The following is a 20,735-nucleotide window of genomic DNA, read 5'->3' on the forward strand; positions in this document are numbered from 1 at the left end:
CGATCAGCCGCCGACATAGGCCGCGAGATGCTCACCGGTGAGCGTCGAGCGATCGGCGACGAGCTCCGCGGGGGTACCCTCGAACACCACGCGGCCGCCGTCGTGCCCGGCCCCGGGGCCGATGTCGAGGATCCAGTCCGCATGAGCCATGACCGCCTGATGATGCTCGATCACGATCACGGTCTTCCCCGACTCGACCAGGCGATCGAGGAGTCCGAGGATCTTCTGCACGTCCGCGAGGTGAAGACCGGTCGTCGGCTCGTCGAGCACGTAGACGTCACCCTTCTCCCCCATCTGGATCGCCAGCTTGATGCGCTGACGCTCCCCGCCGGAAAGGGTCGACAGTGGCTGTCCGAGCGAGAGATACCCGAGGCCGACGTCGTCCAGCCGACCGAGGATCGCCGTCACGGCAGGGATCTTGGCGTCGCCCTCCGAGAAGAACACCCGCGCCTCGGACACGGGCAGGTCGAGCACCTCGGTGATGTCCTTGCCCGCCAGCTTGTACTCGAGCACAGCGGCCTGGAAGCGCTTTCCTCCGCAGTCCTCACACGGCGTCTCGATCGTGTCCATGAAACCGAGCTCGGTGATGATGACGCCGGCTCCCTTACAGGTCGGGCACGCGCCCTCGGAGTTCGCGCTGAAAAGCGCGGGCTTCACGCCGTTCGCCTTCGCGAACGCTTTTCGGATCGGTTCGAGCAGCCCGGTGTAGGTGGCGGGGTTGCTCCGACGCGAGCCCTTGATCGCTCCCTGGTCGATCGCGACGACCCCGTCGAGCTTCGAGACCGAGCCGTGGATCAGCGAACTCTTTCCGGAGCCTGCGACACCCGTGACGACCGTCAGGATGCCGGTGGGGATGTCGACGTCGACGTTCCGAAGGTTGTTCGCGGTCGCACCGCGGACCTCGATCGCCCCGTCCGCCGCGCGCACCGCTTCTTTGAGCACCGCACGGTCTTCGAGGTGCTCGCCCGTGCGCGTGCCGCTGCCCTTGAGCCCGTCGACGGTGCCCTCGAAGCAGATCTCACCACCTGCGCTGCCCGCGCCCGGGCCGAGATCGACGACATGGTCGGCGATCAGGATCGTCTCGGGCTTGTGTTCGACTACGAGAACCGTGTTGCCCTTGTCGCGCAGCTTGAGGAGCAGGCCGTTCATCCGCTGGATATCGTGCGGGTGGAGGCCGATGGTCGGCTCGTCGAACACGTAGGTCACGTCGGTCAGCGACGAACCGAGGTGGCGGAGCATCTTGATGCGCTGCGCCTCTCCCCCGGACAGCGTGCCCGACGGTCGCTCGAGGCTCAGATACCCGAGTCCCAGGGTGACGAAGGCGTCGAGATTCGCGCTCAGCGCTTCGAGCAGCGGACCCGCACCCGGGAGGTCGAGGCCGCGCACCCACGCAGCGAGGTCCGTGACCTGCATGCGGCAGGCATCCGCGATGCTGATGCCGTCGATCTTCGACGACCGCGCCCCCTCCGTCAGTCGGGTGCCATCGCACTCCGGACACACCGCGAAGGTGGCCACGCGCTCGACGAACGCGCGGATGTGAGGCTGCAGTGCGTCTATATCCTTCGACAGCATGGACTTGGTGATCTTCGGGATCAGTCCCTCGTACGTCATGTTGATCCCGGCGATCTTGACCTTCGTCACCTCACCGTAGAGGAACAGCTGGCGCTGCTTCTCGGAGAACTCGGCGATGGGCTTGTCGCCCGGATAGAACCCCGACTCCGAGAAGCCCTTCACCATCCAACCGTCCGCCGTGTACCCCGGCACCATGATGGCACCCTCGTTGAGGGACTTGGACTCGTCGACGATCTGCGCGAGGTCGAGGTCGGACACCGCTCCCCGGCCCTCGCAGCGCGGGCACATTCCGCCGAGGTAGATCGCGTCCTTCACGATCTTCTTCTCGCCGCCGGGGCCGGTCATCACTCCGCTCGCCCGCTGTGTGGGGATGTTGAAGGAGAAGGCGGTCGGCCCACCGATGTACGGGGTCCCGAGCTTGCTGAAGAGGATGCGGAGCATCGCGTTCGCATCGGTCACGGTGCCGACAGTCGACCGCGGGTTCGCCCCGAGGCGTTCCTGGTCGACGATGATCGCCGTCGTCAGACCCTCGAGCACATCGACATCCGGCCTCGGCACCGAGGGCATGAACCCCTGCACGAAGGCGCTGTACGTCTCGTCGATCATTCGGCGCGACTCGGCCGCGATGGTGTCGAAGACGAGCGAGCTCTTGCCGGAACCCGACACGCCGGTGAAGACGCTCAGTCGTCTTTTCGGGATGTCGACGCTGACGTCCTTGAGGTTGTTCTCCCGTGCGCCCTGGACGCGGATGAGGTCGTGGTTGTCGGCGGGGTGGTCGACGGTGGTCATCGGCATCCTTCGGAGACGAGGCTGATCTCTCAGCCGGCTTGGTTGATACGGAGGAGGTTGCCCGCGGGATCGCGGAATGCGCAGTCGCGCACGCCGTACGGCTGGTCCATGGGTTCCTGCACGACGTCGGCTCCACTCTCGACCAGCCGTTCGAAGAGCGCGTCGAGGTCGTCGCTGGCGAGCGTGAGCGCGCCGTAGCTCCCCTTCGCGATGAGTTCGAGCACCGTGCGGCGCTCCTCATCGGTGAGGCCGGGGTCGGTTGCCGGCGGGTGGAGCACGATCGAGGTGTCCGGCTGGTTCTCGGGACCGACGGTGAGCCAGCGCATGCCGTCGTATCCGACGTCGTTGCGCACCTCGAAACCGAGGGCGTCGCGATAGAAACCGAGCGCCGCGTCGGCGTCGGTGTGCGGGAGGAAGGCGTAGTGGATGCTGATCTTCATGGGTTCACGCTAGGTGGGCGTCGGTGCGCGGCGCTTCTCGATTCCTGATCGGTCGGGTGACCTGCTTGGCCTGGAACACGGGGATCCCGTCCACGTGGGCGGCGCGTTCACGGTACACGCTGGGTGGGACACCCACCAGCTCTGTGAAGCGACTGCTGAACGTGCCCAGCGACGAGCAGCCGACTTCGAAGCACACCTCGGTGACCGAGCGGTCCCCGCGCCGGAGCAGAGCCATCGCCCGCTCGATACGACGCGTCATCAGATACGAGTACGGAGACTCCCCGTAGGTCTCCCGGAAACGGCGGCTGAGATGCCCGGCGGACAGGTGCACCCCGGCCGCGAGAGCCTCGACGTCGAGAGGCTTGGCGTAGTCGCGGTCGATGCGGTCGCGCACCTTGCGCATCGACACCAGCTCGCGCAGGCGCGCATCCTCGTCGGGAGTCACCTCATGATCCTGCCATGACGCCCCGCATCGGCGCATGACCCTGCGCGACGCCCCGAGCGAGATGATCCCCACGGCGACGACGCACGGGGCTACTCTGAGGTCATCCACACAGGATTCTCTCAGAAAGGGTCCCCCATGTCCGCACCACTCTCCGAAGCGAAATCGCTGTTCAAGTCGATCCGCATCACGCTCGCCGTCTCCGGCGTCATCGCCCTCATCGCCGGCATCGTGCTGCTGGTCTGGCCCGTGAAGTCCGCCGTCGTCGTCACCGCGATCTTCGCCGCTTATCTCGTCGTCGCGGGCCTCGTGTACATCGGCCTCGGCATCTTCTCGGGTGCACGCGGCGGATGGTCGCGCGTCGGGCACATCCTCCTCGGCCTCCTCTACATCGTCGCCGGCGTCATCGCCTTCGCGAACCTCGGTGCGGCCGCGGCCGCTCTCGCCTTCGTCGTCGTCATCTTCATCGGCATCAGCTGGATCGTCGACGGTGTGGTGGCTCTGAGCCTGCTCGGTCAGGACGGATCGCGCGTGTGGACCCTCCTCTACGCGCTCCTCAGCATCGTGGCCGGAATCATCGTGCTGTTCTCGCCGCTCGTGGCCGGGTTCGCGTTCTGGCTGATCCTCGGCATCACGCTCGTCGTGCTCGGCATCGTGCAGATCGTCCGGGCGATCACGCTCGGAAAGGACGCCAAGGAGTTCACGGCCGACGTCCAGGAGGGCGCCGCGCACTGACGTCCGCAACGACGCGATCGGCCCCGTGCTCCGAAGTGGAGCACGGGGCCGATCTGCGTACGGGTGCTACTCGGCGACGAACGCGCTGACGTCTCCGACGAGACGGGTGTTGTCGGCGGGCACGGGGTCGACCGCAGCCTGGGCGACCTCGGCGGCGAACTCCGAGACGTTGTAGAGCTTGCCCGCGGACTCGCGGCGCTCGGCGATCGCTCCCGGGTTCGCGCGCTCGAGCAGAGTCGCGGTGATCGTTCCCTCGATCATGTCGCCGGAGACGACGGTGAAGCCGACGCCTTTCTCGGCGAGGCCCGGGATGAGCTCGCGCAGCGCATCCTCGCCGGCACGCTTCGACAGAGCGACCGGTTCGTACTCGGGCATGGTCGGGGTGGTGCGGATGAAGTGCGCCTGGTGGCTGGTCACGAACACCACGCGGGCACCCTCGCCCAGAAGCGGTTCGGCCGCGCGGAGCACGTTGAGCTGCGCGTCGCGGTTGAGGGTGAGGGCGTAGTCCTCGGCCATGCCGGACTCCATGCCGCCGGACGCGTTCAGCACGAGCACGTCGAGGCGGCCGTACTCGTTGGTGACGGCGTCGAACATCGCCGAGATCGACTCCGGGTCGGTCAGGTCGGCACCGACGACGAGTGCGCGGCGTCCGAGCTCGCGCAGCTCAGCGGCGAGCTTCTCGGCGCGCGGGGCCTTGTTGCGGAAGTTGATGACGACATCCGCCCCGGCCTCTGCCAGGTAGCGCACGGTGTCGGCGCCGATCCCCCGTGACGAGCCGGTGACAAGGGCGACCTTGCCGTCGAGAGATCCTGCGGGAAGAACAGCGGTCACGGTGACTCCTCATGGTGCGTGAAACGCCGCGGTGACGCGGCAACTCAGACTATCAAGACCGCCCCGCGCCGCCCGATGCGGCGCTGGGCCCCGTGATAGGTTGACCGCGAAGGAGGCCGCATGGACACCGTCTCGACTTTCGTACAGTTCATCGACCAATGGGCCTGGATCGGCTGGCTGGTCCTGATCGCCGTATTCCTCGTGATCGAGATGCTCACGCTCGATTTCACGTTCCTGATGCTCAGCTTCGGCAGCGCCATCGGACTGCTCACCGATCTCGTCGGCATCCCGGTCTGGGCGCAGGTGATCGTCGCCGCGGCGGCCGCCGCGCTGTTCATCCTCTTCCTGCGACCGCCGCTTCTCCGGCGGTTGCGACGCGGCGAGGATCCCACGAAGTCGAACGTCGATGCGCTCCTCGACCTCCGTGGAACCGCACTCCACGACATCACGCAGATCTCCGGACAGGTCAAGCTCAGCAACGGCGACACCTGGACCGCTCGCTCCGCCACGCCCGTACCGATCCCCCAGGGGTCGCCGATCGCCGTGACGGCGATCAACGGTGCCACCGCCATCGTCCGCCCCGTCAACGACTAGGAGACTCCGTGAACGACGCCTCGTTCATCCCCACCGCGATCCTCTGGATCCTCGCGATCGCGGTCATCATCTTCGTGGTGGTGACCGTTGCGCGATCCATCCGCATCATCCCGCAGGCCACGGCCGGTGTCGTGGAGCGGCTCGGCCGCTACCACAAGACCCTCACCCCCGGTCTGAACATCCTGGTGCCGTTCATCGACCGACTGCGTCCGTTGATCGACATGCGCGAGCAGGTCGTCTCCTTCCCTCCCCAGCCCGTGATCACCGAAGACAACCTCGTCGTCTCCATCGACACGGTCGTCTACTTCCAGGTGACGGATGCCCGGGCCGCGACCTACGAGATCGCGAACTACCTCGGCGCCGTCGAGCAGCTCACGACCACGACGCTCCGTAACGTCGTCGGTGGCCTCAACCTCGAAGAGGCGCTCACGAGCCGAGACAACATCAACGGTCAGCTCCGCGTCGTGCTCGACGAGGCCACCGGCAAGTGGGGCATCCGCGTCGGCCGCGTGGAGCTCAAGGCGATCGATCCGCCCATCTCGATCCAGGACTCGATGGAGAAGCAGATGCGCGCCGAGCGTGACCGTCGCGCCGCGATCCTGACGGCCGAGGGAACGAAGCAGTCCGCGATCCTCGAGGCCGAGGGCGCGCGTCAGGCCGAGATCCTCCGCGCCGAGGGTGACAAGCAGGCCGCCGTCCTGCGCGCGCAGGGTGAGGCCGAGGCCATTCAGAACGTCTTCACGGCGATCCACCAGGGCGCCCCGGACGACAAGCTGCTCGCCTACCAGTACCTGCAGATGCTGCCGAAGATCAGCGAGGGCCAGTCCAACAAGCTGTGGATCATCCCGAGCGAACTCACCGAAGCTCTCAAGGGCATCGGCAGCGCGTTCACGCCGAAGCCGGGTCAGGCGCCAACTCCCCCGCCGGGCGTGTGACGCACCCGTACTTCGCGAAGGCACGGCATCCCCGAGTCCTCGCCCACCGTGGTCTCGTGACCGCGGCGGGCGAGGACTCGGGCGTCTGGGAGAACACCGCCGCAGCCTTCGCCGCTGCGCACGCCGCCGGGGTGGAGTACGTCGAGACCGACTGCCAGGTAACCGCCGACGGCGACGTGGTGCTCTTCCACGACGCGACCCTTCAGCGGTTGACCGGCGACCGCCGAGCGGTCAGAGAGGTACGCACCCGCGAGCTCGTACGTCTCTTCGCCGATCACGGCGGGCTCCTCACGGTCGCCGAGGCCCTCGACCTCTTCCCGACCGTGCGCTTCAACATCGACGTGAAGACCGCCGCCGCGGCGGAGCCGCTCGGTCCGATCCTCGCCGAGCACACGCATCGGACGCTCGTGACGAGCTTCTCCGATGCGCATCGGCGTGCGACGGTCGCCGCCGTCCTCCGTGCGGGGGCCGCGCTGCGCCCTGCGACCTCGTGCGGAAGCCGAACGATCGCGGCGGTGCGAGCGCTGTCGGCCCTGCATCTCTCCCCCGCACGGGCGCTCCGCGACATCGACGCCCTGCAGATCCCCGAGCGGCAGGGCCCGCTGGCCGTGCTCAGTCCCGGACTTCTTCGCGCCGCCCGCGCGCAGGGCGTTGAGGTGCACGTCTGGACCGTGAACGACCCCGAGGAGATGCGCCGGCTGGTCGCCCTCGGCGTCGACGGGATCGTCTCCGACCGCGCTGATCTCGCCCTCGACACCTTGTCGCCCTCATAACCCTCTGCGCTGGGATTCCCCTGTGAATAACGCCGAGATTCCGGGCGCGTGGATGAAGCGCACAGGCTGGGACGTTATACCTGACAGCGACGAGAGGACCACACAATGGCAGATCGCAGCCTGCGCGGCATCCGACTCGGCGCCCAGAGCCTACAGAGCGAAGAGGGCGTCGTTTTCATGGAGCGCCGTGAGACCACCTACACCTGTGACGCATGCGGCCATGTCACGAACCTGATGTTCGCGGCCGATGCCGAGCCGCCCCAGACCTGGGAGTGCCGCTCGTGCGGAGCCGACGCCCGACTCAACGTCGACGGCCAGGCCGTGACGCTCGAGGCGACCGATGAGAAGGCCGCTCGTACCCACTGGGACATGCTTCTGGAGCGCCGCACACGCGCCGAGCTCGAGGAGCTCCTCGAAGAGCGCCTCGCCTTCATCCGCGCACGTCGCGGTGCCGGCGAAGACCCGACGCGGGAGAAGATCGGGGCCTAAGCCCGACGAGCGCGCCACCACCCGAGAACGAGCGCGACCAACCCGCCCCAGAGCAGGATCTGCTGCAGCCAGGGGCCCAGCGCGACACCAGCCGTGAGGCCGGAGCGGAGTTCGACATCCTCGAGCATCGCGCCGGCCTCATCTGCGTCCAGGCTCGTGACCGTCGACCCGTTCGGGCGGATGATCTGGCTCGTGCCCACCGTCGACACGTTCACGACGCTGCGGCCGGTCTCGATCGCCCGCATCCGCGCGAAGGCGAGCTGCTGCAGATTCTCATCGGTGCCGCGGAAGTCCGCATTGTTGGTCTGGAACACGAGGACCTCTGCACCGCCGGCCACGCTCTCATGGATCACATCGTCGTAGATGACGTCGAAACAGATCGCGAGGCCGACGAGTGTGCCGTCGATGTCCATGATCGGCGGATTGATCCCCGGCGTGTACTCACGCCCGATGAGGCCGATCAGATCGGGGGCCAGGGCGTTGTAGAAGGCGCGGTCGGGTACGTACTCACCGAACGGCACCGGATGCCGTTTGTCGTGGATCTGTTCCGCTCCCCCGGCATCCGTCCAGAGCATCGACGTGTTCCAGTAGAGCTCGTTGCGGGCGGTCGCAGCATTCGCGAGCAGCGGCGCGTCGATCCGGGTCGAGACGAGCGTCAGCTGACGCGCGAGCGTCTCATTCTGGAAGGGGTCGGTGTCGAGACTGCCCTCCGGCCAGACGAGGAGGTCGACGTCTTCGCCGTAGAGAGCCTCGGTGGCCTCCGTCTGTGCGCGGACCACGGCGAACGGCGTGCGCTCGTCGAAGTATCCGGTCGGACCGTTGCCCTGCACGGCGGCGATCCGCATCTCACCCGCGGGAGCGGTCGGGAACTGCGGTGTCGCCAGCAGGACGATCGCGATGGCCGCGGGGACGACCAGCGGCATCGGGCGCCGCCACAGCCTCAGCCGCACCGCCTCGATCAGCATCGCCACGACGAGAACCATCAGGAACCCGAGACCCCCGACGCCGAGCCACGACGACACCGGAGCGAGCGGGCTCTCGGCCTGACTCATCCCGATCCGTGCCCACGGGAAGCCGCCGTAGGGCCAGGAACCGACGAACACCTCCCGACCGATCCACAGGGCCGCGACGACGATCGGGAGCACCAGCACGCGCCCCCACGTGCCGGGAAGCGCCCGAGGGAGCCAGCGGTAGGCGAGGGCGATCGGGATGAGCGCGACAGCCGTGAGGCCGCCCTCGAGGACGCTCAGAGCAGCCCAGGGAACCGGGCCCAGATACCTCGAGGTCCACGACACGAGGAGGGCGAAGAACAGGATGCCGTAGACCAGACCGACCAGCAGCGCCCCGCCCGCGCGGCGGCCGATCATCGACAGCAGCAGGAGCGCGGTCGCCGGGAACGCGAGTGCCCAGACCGACGCTGCCGGGTAGGCGACGTTCATGAGCAGCGCCGCGGCAGCGGACGCGATCGCCGCCGCCCACAGCGGCAGAATCGGGCGCGGTCGAGTCGTGCGTTCAGACATGGGTGCCCCCGGTCACATCGAGGAGTAGGCGACGATGCCACGGCGGACGCCGTCGAGCGCCGTGCGGGCCGTGCGAGCGAGTGCTCCGTCTTCGGCGACGATCGACAGCTGATCGAGGAGGTCGATCGTCTGCTTCGCCCAGCGGACGAAGTCGCCGGCCGCCATATCGGCATCGACGAGAACCCGATCGAGCATCCCGCCCCGTGCCCACGAGTGCATCGCCCCGGCGAGACCGGCGGCGAGCGGCTCGGAGCCGGGGAGGTGGTGATCCTGTTCGAGATCGTCGAGAACGGCCCACAGCGCGGTCGTCTTCTCGTACGCGGCGCGGAACGCACCGCGCGGGAGGCCGCGCTCACCCGAGTTCGCCTCATCGCGCCGCGGCTCGTAGACGAGGCAGCACGCCATCGCCGCGAGCGAAGGCGCATCGAGGCCCGACCACAGCCCCTGGCGCAGCGACTCGGCCACCAGCAGATCCCGCTCGCCGTAAATGCGCCGCATCGTACGGCCCGCCTCCGTGAGCGTCATCTCGTCACCGTCGGAGCGCAGATAGTCGAGCGTCTCGAGAACTTCGACCACGCGGTCGAACACTCTGGCCACCGTGCCGGTACGGGTCTCGATCTGACGGCGGGTGCGGTCGGTCTGACGCTTCAGCTTCCAGTACCGCTCCGCCCACCGGGCGTGCGCCTCGCGATCGGGGCAGCCATGGCACGGGTGCCGCTGCATCTTCGTGCGCAGCTGCTGGATGCGCTTCAGTCGCTTGTCGCGCGCCGAGCGCGGTGCCCCGGAGTCCTGCCGGTTCTTATTCTCGAGGTCGCTCAGCTCGCGACGGATCGTGGAGTACTCCACGAAGTCGCCGTGCTCGCACGACATCGACTTCTCGTAGCCGGCGAGAGAGACCTCGGCCTCGCGCACCTGGCGGGCGAGGCCGACCACGGCGCGATCGGCCTGGAACTGGGCGAACGACGACTCGAGGATCTGCCGCGCGCGGGGCTTTCCGAACAGGTCGATGAGGTTCACGGCCATGTTGTACGTCGGCCGGAAGCTCGAGTTCAGCGGGTAGGTGCGCCGCGAGGCGAGAGCGGCAACGGCCTGAGGGTCCATGCCCTCGGTCCACTGCACCACCGCGTGGCCCTCGACGTCGATGCCCCGACGTCCGGCGCGACCGGTGAGCTGCGTGTACTCCCCCGAGGTGATCGCGACGCGCGCCTCGCCGTTGAACTTCTCCATCTTCTCGAGCACGACCGTTCGCGCCGGCATGTTGATGCCGAGCGCGAGCGTCTCGGTGGCGAAGACGACCTTCACGAGCTTGCGCTGGTAGAGCTCCTCGACGACCTCCTTGAACGCCGGCAGTAGGCCCGCGTGATGCGAGGCCACGCCGCGCTCGAGGTTGTCGAGCCACTCCCAGTAGCCGAGGACTCCGAGGTCCTCCTCCAGCAGCGTGCGGGTGCGTTCCTCGACGATTTCGCGGATCTCGGCGCGCTCCTCGTGCGAGGTGAGGCGCATGCCCGAACGACGCACCTGCGCGACGGCCGCATCGCAGCCGACGCGGCTGAAGATGAAGAAGATCGCCGGCAGCAGATTCGCGCGCTCGAGGAGGTGGATGACCTCCGGGCGGTCGATCCGCTCGATGCGGCGCGCGTTCGACGGACGCACCGGCCGCTGGCCCCCGCGCGGTGGGCGCTTCGCCTGTCGACCGGCGTGACGGTTGCTGACGTAGGACTGTGCGCGACGGTTGTTGTCGTAGTTGGAGCCGGTGAACGAGCGGATGCGCATCAGCTCCTGGTTCACCTGCGCCGTGGCGACACCCGCCCTATCGTCGAACAGGGGCAGGAGGTCGTCGCGCACGAGCACGTGCTGCTCCAGCGGGACAGGGCGGATCTCCGAGACGATCACCTCGGTGTCGCCGCGCACCGTGTCGAGCCAGTCGCCGAACTCCTCGGCATTCGACACCGTGGCGCTCAACGAGACGAGGCGCACCTGCGACGGCAGGTGGATGATGACCTCTTCCCACACCGCGCCGCGGAATCGGTCGGCGAGGTAGTGGACCTCGTCCATCACGACGTAGCGAAGATCCCGCAGGGCCGCCGAGTCGGCGTAGATCATGTTGCGCAGCACTTCGGTGGTCATCACCACGATGCGCGCGTTGCCGTTGATGTTGGTGTCGCCGGTGAGGAGCCCGACCTCGTCGGCTCCGTAGACGTCGACGAGCTCGCGGAACTTCTGGTTCGAGAGAGCCTTCATCGGCGTCGTGTAGAACGCCTTGTCGCGGGGCGTCTGCATCGCGAGATGGATCGCGAACTCGCCCACGATCGTCTTGCCGGCCCCGGTCGGTGCGGCGACCAGGACGCTGTTCCCACGCTCGAGCGCGTGACAGCCCTCGATCTGGAACGGGTCGAGATCGAATCGCTGACGCGCGGCGAACGCGGAGGTCTCGGGGTGCTCCGATGCCTGTCGCGCGGCGGCGTATCGCTCCGCCGGCGAACTCATGCGGCGTCCGGCAGGAGGCCGGCGGCCGCATCCTGCTTGCGCTTGCGCCGGTCGAACAGCAGCGACAGACCGGCGGCCGCGAAGTACAGGACGATCAGGATGCCCGCGAGCATCAGCATGCTCACAACGTCGGCGGCCGGCGTCGCGAGAGCGGCGAAGACCGTGGCGATGATGATCGCGACGCGCCATCCCTTGAGGATCGCCCGCCCCGACATGATCCCGGCGAAATTCAATGCGACGAGGAAGACCGGCAGCACGAAGGAGACACCGATCACGAGCATCAGTTTGAAGATGAAGTCGTAGTAGTCCTGGGCCGCGTAGAAGTTCGTGCCGCCCTCCGGCGTGAAGCTCCACATCAGCTCGATGATGTGCGGCATGATCATGACGCCGAGGTAGCACCCGCCGAGGAACAGCGGAACGGCGGCAGCGACGAAGCCGATCGTGTAGCGCACCTCTTTGCGGGTGAGGCCGGGCATGATGAACGCCCAGATCTGCCACAGCCAGACCGGTGCAGAGGCGAAGAGACCGATCGACAGGGCGATTCGCATGCGCATGTCGAACGCGGAGGTCACGGTCGAGAAGTTGAGGGCGCTGAAATCATCACCGCGTTTCTCGGTGATGAGACGGATCGGCTCTGTGATGAAGTGGATGATCGGATCCGCGACGATGAACGCCAGCACCATGCCGACGACCAGCGCGATCGCGGCGATCATCAGACGGCGGCGCAACTCGACGAGGTGCGCTCCGAGAGACATCCGCCGGTCGCGGTCCGGCTTCGCCTTCGCGGCCAGGTCCATCACTGCCACGAGCGGTCAGGCGCGCGGCGGAGTCTCAGGTTCTGAGCCCGAGTTCTTCACCGTGGTCGGGTCCACTGCCGCGTTCTCGGCGGCTGCGGGACCGTCTTCTTCCTTCATCGCCTTCATCTCTCCCTTGAAGACGCGGGCCGACTGGCCGACGCTCTTCGCGAGGGCGGGCAGCTTTGCCGCGCCGAAAAGGAGGAGGATCACGGCGAGCACGATCAGGAGGTGCCACCCCTGCAGTCCAGCAAACATCTCTAGTTCCCGTCGTCGGTGGGCGATTCGGCCAGTCTACCCGCCTGTGCTGTGGATGGGCGGTGGTAGAGCGCGAGTCCCGCAGACGCCCATTCCCGGGTCGCTGCGCGCGCGATACCCGGTTCGAGTACCTCGAGCGCTCCCCCGAATCGCGCGGCGATGCGCTTGATGCCGCGCGGATCGGCGAGGTGCAGGTGAGCCGTGACCACGCCGTCGAGGGTCTCGACCTCGTCGGCGGAGAGGAGACCGCCCAGGAGCGGAGCCAGTCGTTCGGGAACGCGCACGGTGACCTCGCGGTCGTCGGCCACCTCGGCGAAGGCCTCGGGAACGTGCTCCCCCGCGTGCGTGATCGGGATGTCGGTCAGCTGCGGGCGGCTCACCCGGTCGAGGTGGAAGGTGCGCATCGCCTGACGCAGATGACACCATCCCTGCAGATACCACTGACCGTTGGTGATCAGGATCTGCACCGGATCGACCGTGCGCGTGGTCGGCTGCGCGTCGGGCGCCTGATAGGTGAACGAGATCGCGCGCCGCTCCTGCACCCCACGGGACACCGCCTCGCGCACCTCGTCGACCGCCGTGGGCGCGATGACCACCTCGGCGGGAGCGTCGGCCGCTCCTCGGGAGAGCTTCGAGATGAGACCGGCGACGAGCCCCGAGTCCGAGACCGCGGGCACCGCAGCGACCATCTGCAGCCCGGCGAGCAGTGCTGCGGCTTCGCGCGCCGTGAACCGCGGCACACGGCGCAACGCGACGTCGTTCGTGATCTCGATGACGTCTTCCTGGTCGAGCAGGTCCCAGTTGATGTCGAACATCTCCTGCGGCTGCTGCCAGAACCCGGCTTCGCCGGGCAGGCCGATCACGGTCAGCTTCTCGACCATCGCCCGCATCTCGCGCGGGGTCACGCCGAACTCCGCGGATGCCTCGGCCAAAGAGACCTGCCCGTGCTCGAGGAGATACGGAACGAGCGTCAGGTATAGACGCACCCGATCGCCGGCGAGCAACGGCTTCTTCGTGCTCATCGTCGCACATCCCGGTCGGTGTGCGTCTCGGCGACCGCGCGGAGACGCGACACCACCGCGTCACGGAGTGCGTCGGGCTCGACCACACGCACTTCGGGACCGTACGACGCGAGCTCGTCGGCGAGGATGTGGACATCGACGAAGGGGACGCGGATCCCTTGAACCGCGGGCACCGCGCGCCGTCCCAGTCGAAGCGACGCCTCCGTGCCGGGAGTGATCTCGAGCAGGGCGGAGTTCTGCGCCGCCACCGCCTCGAGCCCCGCGAGCGCGCGGTCGCCCGCGCCGTCCCGCAGCGTGGGATCGAAGGTCGTCGCGGTCACGGTCACCTCACCGACGATTCGGCTGAGCAGGAACGTGCGATCGCCCGCGGCGTCGATATCGATGCCGAACACGTGCCAACGCGCCTCGTAGTCCACGAGCGCGAGCGGCTGCACCCGGCGACGGCGGGGGGCATCCTCCCCCGGCTTGAGGTAGTCGAAGGCCACGACCCGACTCTTCTCGATCGCCTCCTGGATCGGACCGAACGCGGAATCGCGCGCCGTGATGCGCGGCGCGAAGCCGATGATCGGCTCGTCGCCGTCGATACCGAGAGCACGGATCTTGCGAACGCCGGACTGAGCGTCTCCCGACGCGGATTCCGCGCTCCACACGCTTCCCGCAAGACGAAGCACGGCGAGTTCGGCGGGCGTGAAGTCGATGTCGCTCGGCAGGTCGTACTCCGCCTGCGGAATCCGGTAGCGCGCCTCGCGCAGATCGTTCGGGTCGGCGGCGTCACCGATCGTCTCTACGGGCACGCCGAGCGAGCGAAGTTCGTCCTTATCGCGCTCGAACATCTTCTCGAGGGCATCCGACCGTGTCCCGGCATCCGCACGCTGGCGGTAGCCGGAGACGTTGTCGAGGATCTGCTGCTTCGTGAGCCCGATCTCCGTCGCCATGAGAGCCACGACGAGATTCGTCAGGCGCTCCTCGGCGGGAATACGGGCGGCCATCACTGAGTGGGTACCGTGATCGCGCCCAGGATGTCGACGACGTAGACGACGGCGGGGGCCGAGTCGGAAGCCGGAGTGACGACGAGCACCTGAGAGCCGACGGGCTTGCCGACCAGCTCCTGGGCCACGGCGGGTGCGACCTGCTGCAGGTCGGTGGAGACCGCCTTGCCCCACGTCTGCGTCATCACGGTCTTGTCGTCCCAGCCGAGCGCTGTGTACTGGACGATCGGCACCTGATCGGCTTCGACGTCGTCGCCCTCACCGAGGATGAGCGTCTGCGTGACCAGGGAGGACGGTGCGTCGGAGTTGGGGATGATCACGCCCGGGGTGCCATCCGGAGCACGAACGACGGTCGGCATGCCGCGAGCATCATTGAACTGCAGGGAGCCTTCGGCCTTCGGCAGGAGCACGTCGATGGTGTCGACGACGAACACCATCGTGTCGTCGACATCGAGACCGAAGCTCTGCAGTGCCTCCGCTCCGGCATCATCTGCGGTCAGAGCGACCACCGTGCGAGACCCCTGGGTGACGCACTTCAGTGCGTCTGCGAGAGCCGGGAAACGCGCACCCTGGATGTCGAGGCTCGTCAGCGGCCCCTGAGCGGGGTCGTACGGTGTGCCGGCGACCTCTTCGCCCGTCTCGCCGCTGAAGAGGGTGAGCTCGTAGACGAAGGGCTGCTGGCCGTTCTGAACAGCACGACCGTCACCGACGACGACATCCGTCGTCGCTGACTTCTCGACGTGCAGCGGCGTGTAGATGCTCACATCCGGCTTCGCACCGAGATCGCCCTCGACGGTCACCGCATCGGCGAGACCGGTCGAACCGCCGGAGCGGTCGCACGCGGCGCCATCGAAGGTCGGAGCAGCCGTGCACCCCGTCAGAGCGAGGACGGCGAGGCTGAGGGTGGCCAGAACGGCGGACGTTTTACGCACGCCCGCCAGTCTATTCGGTCGGCTGCTCCGATTCGCGCGATGCCGTCGCGATGCGCGCGCCCTCGGCGGCACGTGCGGCCTCGCGAGCCCGCTTGCGGAGGTTCTTGTCGGTGATCTCGCGATCGCCGACGGCGCCGGGGGTCCACTGCTCCACGTCGTCGTCGCCGTAGCTGGACTTCGAGGCGCGACGCTTGACGGAGGGGGCCACCGTGCCCGGAGCCAGACGACGCGCGGTCAACAGGAATCCGGTGTGCGCGACCATCCGGTGGTCGGGACGTACCGCGAGGCCCTCGACGTGCCAGCCGCGCACCATGGTCTCGGAGGCGTCCGGATCGGTGAACAGGCCGGTGTTGCGGATGTATTCGGCCACACGCGAGAGCTGCGTGGCGGTCGCGATGTAGCAGAGCACGACTCCCCCGGGTGTGAGCGCGTCGGCGACGACGTCGATGCACTCCCACGGGGCCAGCATGTCGAGCACGACGCGGTCGACGGATCCGGCGGGCAGCTCGGAGGGCAGCTGCTCGACGAGATCACCGACGACGACGCTCCAGGTGTCGGGCTGTTCGCCGAAGAACGTCGCGACGTTGCCACGGGCGACCTCGGCGAAGTCCTCGCGCCGTTCGAACGACACGAGCTTGCCCGTAGCCCCGACCGCACGCAGCAGCGAGAGCGACAGCGCACCCGAGCCCACGCCCGCCTCGACCACCGTCGCGCCGGGGAAGACATCGGCCTGCATGACGATCTGCGCGGCATCCTTCGGATACACGATCGCCGCGCCACGGGGCATCGACATCGCGAAGTCCTTCAGCAGCGGGCGCAGGGCGAGGTACTCGTGCCCCGAACTGTTCGCTGCGACCGATCCGTCGGGCAGACCGATGAGGTCGCGGTGACGCAGCACACCGTGGTGGGTGTGCAGCTCGCCGTCCTCGCGGAGGGTGACGGTGTGCAGCCGGCCCTTGGGGCCCGTCAGCTGGACGCGATCGCCCTCGCGGAACGGGCCGCTCGGACGGTGCGTGCCGGAGGCGGTCATCGGGTGGCTCCCGTCGTGGCGGAGTGGCGGTCGAGAAGATCGACCAGGTCGGCAGCGGTGCGGCCGTCGAGCGTCGGCCAGAGTTCGTGCGCGCCGAGGTCGTCGAGCGGCACGATGTGCGGGACGCCGAGTGTAACGGCGCCGGAGGCGATCCCGGCACGGACGCCGGTCGGCGAGTCCTCGATCACGATTGCTTCGGTGATGTCGATGCCGAGCAGTGCGGCGGCCTGCAGATACGGCTCGGGGTGCGGCTTCGGGTTGTCGACGTCGTCGCCGGCGACGACGAGATCGAAGGCCGGGAAGTCGATGAGATCGACGACGCTCAGCGCCATCCGGCGCAGCGACATCGTCACGAGTGCGGTCGTGACGCCCGCCTGCTTCAGGTCGAGGAGGAGCTCGCGCGCACCGGGACGGAAGGGCACTCCCTCGGTGCGCAGCAGGTTCTGCACCTCATCGGTCAGATGGGCGACGATCGCCTCCGCCTCCATGCGCACACCCGCGTTCTGCAGGATGATCGCACTGTCGATCAGTCCGCTGCCCACCAGCTGCAGGGCCTCCTCGTGGGTCCACGTCCCGCCGAACGACTCGACGAGCCGGGTCTCGGCCGCCATCCAGTACGGCTCGGTGTCGACGACTGTTCCATCCATGTCCCAGAGGACTGCGCGGGGCTGTGTGCTCACCGAGCCATGTTATCCGGCGGTGAGCCCGTCTTCCGCCGAGCGCGACTAGCCTGGGGAGACGACACCGTCACTCGATCGAAAGGGGATCACGATGGATGTTCTCGGTTCACGCATCGTGATCGTCGCCTTCGACGGTTGGAACGACGCGGGTGAAGCGGCGAGCGGCGCCCTCGCCGCCCTGCGCGCCACGAGCGAGTACGACCTCGTGCACACCGTCGACCCCGAGCTCTACTTCGACTACCAGTACACGCGTCCGTCGACCCAGCTCGACACCGACGGCCGTCGAGCTCTGAAATGGCCGGAAGCGACGCTGTGGCGTCCGCGCGACGTGGGCGAGGGGCCCGAGTTCTGGCTGCTGACCGGAGTCGAGCCGGCGCGCACGTGGCAATCGTTCGCGGCCGAGTTCATCGACGTCGCGCTGCGTGACGACGTGAGCGGATTCATCATGCTCGGCGCGATGCTCGCCGACGTGCCGCACTCCCGACCGATCTCGATCTTCGCCGCCAGCCAGAACGAGCAGGCACGCGAGGAACTCGGCCTCGAGAAGTCCCTCTACGAGGGCCCTGTCGGCATCCTCAGCGTCATCGAGCACTACGCCGAGTCGGCGGGCATCCCTACGGCGACCCTGTGGGCCAGCGTGCCGCACTACGTCGCCAACGCGACGCCGTCGCCGAAGGTGACCCTCGCCCTGCTCGACCGTCTGGAGGAGCTCACCGGGGTGTCGGTGCCGCGCGACGCGCTGCGCACCGAGGCCGCCGCGTGGGAGGCATCCATCGATGCCGCCGCGGCGGACGACGAAGAGATGACCGAGTACATCCGTCAGCTCGAGCGCACCCGCGACACGTGGGACTCACCGGAGGCCTCGGGCGACGCGATCGCCCAGGAGTTCGAGAAGTACCTGCGCCGGCGGGGCGACGGCCCGGGCGACCACAAGCGCTGAGCGCCTCGGCCCTCAGGCGGCGATCGCTCCGGTCGCGAGCAGGACCAGGATCACCGTACCCAGCAGGATGCGGTAGATCACGAACGGCAGGAAGCTGCGCTTCGAGATCCAGCTCATGAAGAACGCGATGACCCCGAGAGCGACGACGAACGCGATGCCGGTGGCCGCCAGCGTGTCACCGAGCGAGAAGAACGCCGGCTCGTTCCAGCTCTTCGCCAGCTGGTAGAAACCGCTGCCGAAGACGGCCGGGATCGCCAGGAGGAACGCGTAACGGGCCGCCGCGGCGCGCTCGTAGCCGAGGAAGAGTCCCATGGTGATCGTGCCGCCCGAGCGCGAGACTCCCGGGACGAGGGCGAGCGCCTGCGCGAAACCGTAGGCGACGCCGTGCGGGTAGGTGAGCTGGTTCAGCGTGCGCTTCTTCGCCCCGACGTGGTCGGCGATGCCGAGCAGGATGCCGAAGACGATGAGCATGATCGCGACGACCCAGAGCGAGCGGAACACGCTCTCGATCTGATCCTGGAAGAACAGCCCCAGGACGACGATCGGGATGCTGCCGATGATGATCATCCAGCCCATACGAGCGTCGGGATCGGTGCGCGGAGCTTTGCCGACGAGCGATCGGAACCACTGCGTGACGATGCGGACGATGTCGCGCCAGAAGAACACCACCACGGCCGCCTCGGTGCCGATCTGCGTGATCGCGGTGAACGCCGCGCCCGGGTCCTCGCCCGAGGGCAGGAACGAGCCGACGATGCGCAGGTGGGCGCTGGAGGAGATCGGCAGGAACTCGGTCAGCCCCTGGACGATGCCGAGGATGAGCGCTTCGAAGAGATGCATGGGGGCCTTCAGGGTCGACGGCGGCACGGAGCCGGCGGGAGCGCTCAGTACGTGCGCAGCAGATCGGCCAGCACCCGCTGACCGAAGACAAGCGAGTCTACGGGCACACGCTCGTCGACTCCGTGGAACATGCCTGTGAAGTCGAGATCAGCGGGCAGCCGGAGCGGCGCGAAACCGTAGCCGGTGATCCCGAGCGTCGACAGTGCCTTGTTGTCGGTGCCGGCCCCCAGCAGATACGGGATGACGGGAACGCCGGGGTCGTGCCGACCGATGCTCGCGACCATGGCCTCGACGAGTTCACCCTCGAACGGGGTCTCCATGCCGATGTCGCGGACCACGGTCTCGATCACGATCTCGTCGCCGACGATCTGCTGCAGCTCGGCCAGCACCTCGTCCTCGGTGCCGGGGATCACGCGCACATCGATCAGCGCTTCGGCACGCTCGGGGATCACGTTGTGCTTGTATCCCGCGGTGAGGCCGGTGGGGTTCGTCGTCGTCCGGAACGACGAGCGCAGGAACGCCTCGGCGGGACCCGCCGCGGATGCCAGGGCATCCGGATCGTCAGCGCTGCGCCCGGTGAGCGAGCTCAGTCCCTCGAGGAGCGCGGTGGTGGTCGGTGTGAGGCGGATCGGCCAGCGCGTGCGACCGATCGCGGCGACCGCTTCGGCCAGCGTCGTGATCGCGTTGTCGTCGTGCAGACGGCTGCCGTGACCCGCCCGTCCTTTCGCGACCAACCGGATCCAGATCAGCGCCTTCTCCCCCACCTGCAACAGGTAGGCGCGCCGGTCGTCGACCGTGATCGAGTACCCGCCGACCTCGCTGATCGCCGTCGCCGCGCCGGCGAACCACTCGGGGCGATCGCGCACGACGAGCGCCGATCCTTCCACGCCACCGTTTTCCTCGTCGGCGAAGAACGCGAGGACGAGGTCGCGCGCCGGCATCTCGCCCGCCCGCAGGATGTCGGCGACGGCCGTGAGGATCATCGCGTTCATGTTCTTCATGTCGACGGCGCCGCGGCCCCACAGCATCCCGTCCTGCACGATCCCGGCGAAGGGATCGACCGTCCAGTCGTCCGCCATGGCCGGAACCACGTCGAGGTGCCCGTGCACGACGAGCGCCGGCAGCGAGCGGTCGCGACCCGGCACCCGTGCCATCACGTTCGTGCGGCGCGGGACGGGCTCGTAGTACTCGACCTCGAGCCCGAGTTCTGTCAGGTATGCACCCACGTACTCCGCAGCCTCACGCTCCCCCTTCGCGTTGCCGCCGCCGAAGTTCGAGGTGTCGAAGCGGATCAGCTCGCTCGCGATGCGCGCGACCTCGGGAAGGGAGGGTTCGGTCATGCGAACCAGGCTATCGAAAGCGCGTGCCACGCCCGGGCGTCACGCCCGATTCGAGGCCGACCCCAGAAGGTGGTAATGTCATTCTTCGGTCGGCAACGATCATCCAAAACCTGCGCGGGTGGCGGAATGGTAGACGCGCTACGTTGAGGTCGTAGTGCCCGTAAGGGCGTGGGGGTTCAAGTCCCCCTCCGCGCACAGATGGCCCCGGTGGATCCCCTGGATCCACCGGGGCTTTTTTCTTGCCCGCCCCCTCGCGCCGCCCGTGGGCGAACACGAAAACGCGCTGCGCCGCATATCCGGCGATGT

Annotated in this window: 21 protein-coding genes and 1 tRNA gene; 7 read left to right on the forward strand and 15 right to left on the reverse strand. The window is 67.9% G+C overall.

The window, feature by feature from the left end; genetic code table 11:
• Positions 1–3 precede the first annotated feature (3 nt).
• The 3 genes from ACIQTT_RS02585 to ACIQTT_RS02595 are packed head-to-tail and all read right to left on the reverse strand — an operon-like array spanning position 4 to position 3,204.
• Positions 4–2,361, reverse strand: a complete 2,358-nt coding sequence (locus ACIQTT_RS02585; protein WP_402785587.1) for an ATP-binding cassette domain-containing protein — start codon at positions 2,359–2,361, stop codon at positions 4–6.
• Positions 2,362–2,390: 29 nt separating this feature from the next.
• Positions 2,391–2,801 carry a VOC family protein gene (locus tag ACIQTT_RS02590; RefSeq protein WP_402785590.1) on the reverse strand — a complete coding sequence of 137 codons (411 nt, stop codon included), beginning with the start codon at positions 2,799–2,801 and terminating at the stop codon, positions 2,391–2,393.
• Between the two features lie 4 nt (positions 2,802–2,805).
• Entirely contained in the window at positions 2,806–3,204 is a 399-nt protein-coding gene (locus tag ACIQTT_RS02595) for a helix-turn-helix transcriptional regulator (protein ID WP_402791069.1), read from the reverse strand.
• A gap of 177 nt (positions 3,205–3,381) precedes the next feature.
• Here ACIQTT_RS02595 and ACIQTT_RS02600 point away from each other — a divergent pair, with 177 nt between their 5' ends.
• On the forward strand, positions 3,382–3,978 hold the full coding sequence (locus ACIQTT_RS02600) for an HdeD family acid-resistance protein (RefSeq protein ID WP_402785593.1): 597 nt from the start codon (positions 3,382–3,384) through the stop codon (positions 3,976–3,978).
• 66 nt (positions 3,979–4,044) lie between these two features.
• Here ACIQTT_RS02600 and ACIQTT_RS02605 read toward each other — a convergent pair whose 3' ends face one another.
• Positions 4,045–4,809: an SDR family oxidoreductase gene (locus ACIQTT_RS02605; RefSeq protein WP_402785596.1), complete on the reverse strand. Its 765-nt coding sequence runs from the start codon at positions 4,807–4,809 to the stop codon at positions 4,045–4,047.
• A 120-nt stretch (positions 4,810–4,929) separates the two neighbouring features.
• On the opposite strand from ACIQTT_RS02605, the gene ACIQTT_RS02610 reads away from it, so the two are divergent.
• The 4 genes from ACIQTT_RS02610 (at position 4,930) to ACIQTT_RS02625 (ending at position 7,600) form a co-directional block, all read left to right on the forward strand.
• A complete protein-coding gene (locus tag ACIQTT_RS02610) occupies positions 4,930–5,403 on the forward strand; it encodes an NfeD family protein (protein WP_402785599.1) in 474 nt (157 codons plus the stop codon).
• An 8-nt stretch (positions 5,404–5,411) separates the two neighbouring features.
• Positions 5,412–6,338, forward strand: coding sequence for an SPFH domain-containing protein (locus tag ACIQTT_RS02615; protein ID WP_247622491.1), 927 nt, complete (start codon positions 5,412–5,414; stop codon positions 6,336–6,338).
• Entirely contained in the window at positions 6,335–7,111 is a 777-nt protein-coding gene (locus tag ACIQTT_RS02620) for a glycerophosphodiester phosphodiesterase family protein (protein WP_402785602.1), read from the forward strand. The genes ACIQTT_RS02615 and ACIQTT_RS02620 overlap by 4 nt, the downstream gene beginning before the upstream one ends.
• Before the next feature lie 105 nt (positions 7,112–7,216).
• On the forward strand, positions 7,217–7,600 hold the full coding sequence (locus tag ACIQTT_RS02625) for an RNA polymerase-binding protein RbpA (RefSeq protein WP_391477944.1): 384 nt from the start codon (positions 7,217–7,219) through the stop codon (positions 7,598–7,600).
• On the opposite strand, the gene lnt is transcribed toward ACIQTT_RS02625, so the two are convergent.
• Genes lnt through ACIQTT_RS02670 form a run of 9 tightly spaced genes read right to left on the reverse strand, consistent with a single transcriptional unit; the run spans position 7,597 to position 17,279 of the window.
• Positions 7,597–9,120, reverse strand: coding sequence for an apolipoprotein N-acyltransferase (gene lnt / locus ACIQTT_RS02630; RefSeq protein ID WP_402785607.1), 1,524 nt, complete (start codon positions 9,118–9,120; stop codon positions 7,597–7,599). The two genes, ACIQTT_RS02625 and lnt, sit on opposite strands and share 4 nt — an antisense overlap.
• Positions 9,121–9,132: 12 nt before the next feature.
• Positions 9,133–11,607, reverse strand: coding sequence for a DEAD/DEAH box helicase (locus tag ACIQTT_RS02635; protein ID WP_402785610.1), 2,475 nt, complete (start codon positions 11,605–11,607; stop codon positions 9,133–9,135).
• Positions 11,604–12,362, reverse strand: coding sequence for a twin-arginine translocase subunit TatC (gene tatC, locus ACIQTT_RS02640; protein WP_402791072.1), 759 nt, complete (start codon positions 12,360–12,362; stop codon positions 11,604–11,606). The genes ACIQTT_RS02635 and tatC overlap by 4 nt, the downstream gene beginning before the upstream one ends.
• Positions 12,363–12,419: 57 nt before the next feature.
• On the reverse strand, positions 12,420–12,659 hold the full coding sequence (gene tatA / locus ACIQTT_RS02645; RefSeq protein WP_247622496.1) for a twin-arginine translocase TatA/TatE family subunit: 240 nt from the start codon (positions 12,657–12,659) through the stop codon (positions 12,420–12,422).
• A gap of 2 nt (positions 12,660–12,661) precedes the next feature.
• Positions 12,662–13,681: a helix-turn-helix transcriptional regulator gene (locus tag ACIQTT_RS02650; RefSeq protein ID WP_402785615.1), complete on the reverse strand. Its 1,020-nt coding sequence runs from the start codon at positions 13,679–13,681 to the stop codon at positions 12,662–12,664.
• Positions 13,678–14,670, reverse strand: coding sequence for a helix-turn-helix transcriptional regulator (locus ACIQTT_RS02655; protein ID WP_402785618.1), 993 nt, complete (start codon positions 14,668–14,670; stop codon positions 13,678–13,680). Before ACIQTT_RS02655 ends, ACIQTT_RS02650 begins: the two co-directional genes overlap by 4 nt.
• Positions 14,670–15,602, reverse strand: a complete 933-nt coding sequence (locus ACIQTT_RS02660) for a hypothetical protein (RefSeq protein WP_402785621.1) — start codon at positions 15,600–15,602, stop codon at positions 14,670–14,672. Before ACIQTT_RS02660 ends, ACIQTT_RS02655 begins: the two co-directional genes overlap by 1 nt.
• 10 nt (positions 15,603–15,612) lie before the next feature.
• Positions 15,613–16,632 carry a tRNA (adenine-N1)-methyltransferase gene (locus ACIQTT_RS02665; RefSeq protein ID WP_402785624.1) on the reverse strand — a complete coding sequence of 340 codons (1,020 nt, stop codon included), beginning with the start codon at positions 16,630–16,632 and terminating at the stop codon, positions 15,613–15,615.
• On the reverse strand, positions 16,629–17,279 hold the full coding sequence (locus tag ACIQTT_RS02670; protein ID WP_402791075.1) for an HAD family hydrolase: 651 nt from the start codon (positions 17,277–17,279) through the stop codon (positions 16,629–16,631). The genes ACIQTT_RS02665 and ACIQTT_RS02670 overlap by 4 nt, the downstream gene beginning before the upstream one ends.
• A gap of 124 nt (positions 17,280–17,403) precedes the next feature.
• Here ACIQTT_RS02670 and ACIQTT_RS02675 point away from each other — a divergent pair, with 124 nt between their 5' ends.
• On the forward strand, positions 17,404–18,252 hold the full coding sequence (locus ACIQTT_RS02675) for a PAC2 family protein (protein WP_402785627.1): 849 nt from the start codon (positions 17,404–17,406) through the stop codon (positions 18,250–18,252).
• Between the two features lie 12 nt (positions 18,253–18,264).
• Here the strand turns inward: ACIQTT_RS02675 and ACIQTT_RS02680 are convergent, their stop codons facing one another.
• Together ACIQTT_RS02680 and ACIQTT_RS02685 are read right to left on the reverse strand one after the other, a co-directional pair.
• The gene (locus ACIQTT_RS02680) at positions 18,265–19,089 is read right to left on the reverse strand and encodes an undecaprenyl-diphosphate phosphatase (protein ID WP_402785630.1); all 825 of its coding nucleotides are present in this window, start codon (positions 19,087–19,089) and stop codon (positions 18,265–18,267) included.
• Positions 19,090–19,133: 44 nt separating this feature from the next.
• Entirely contained in the window at positions 19,134–20,429 is a 1,296-nt protein-coding gene (locus ACIQTT_RS02685) for a M20/M25/M40 family metallo-hydrolase (protein WP_402785633.1), read from the reverse strand.
• Between the two features lie 112 nt (positions 20,430–20,541).
• Here ACIQTT_RS02685 and ACIQTT_RS02690 point away from each other — a divergent pair.
• Positions 20,542–20,624, forward strand: a tRNA-Leu gene (locus tag ACIQTT_RS02690).
• The last annotated feature ends 111 nt before the right edge of the window (positions 20,625–20,735 follow it).

Source organism: Microbacterium sp. NPDC090225 (genome assembly GCF_044772365.1).
Classification (GTDB): Bacteria; Actinomycetota; Actinomycetes; order Actinomycetales; family Microbacteriaceae; genus Microbacterium.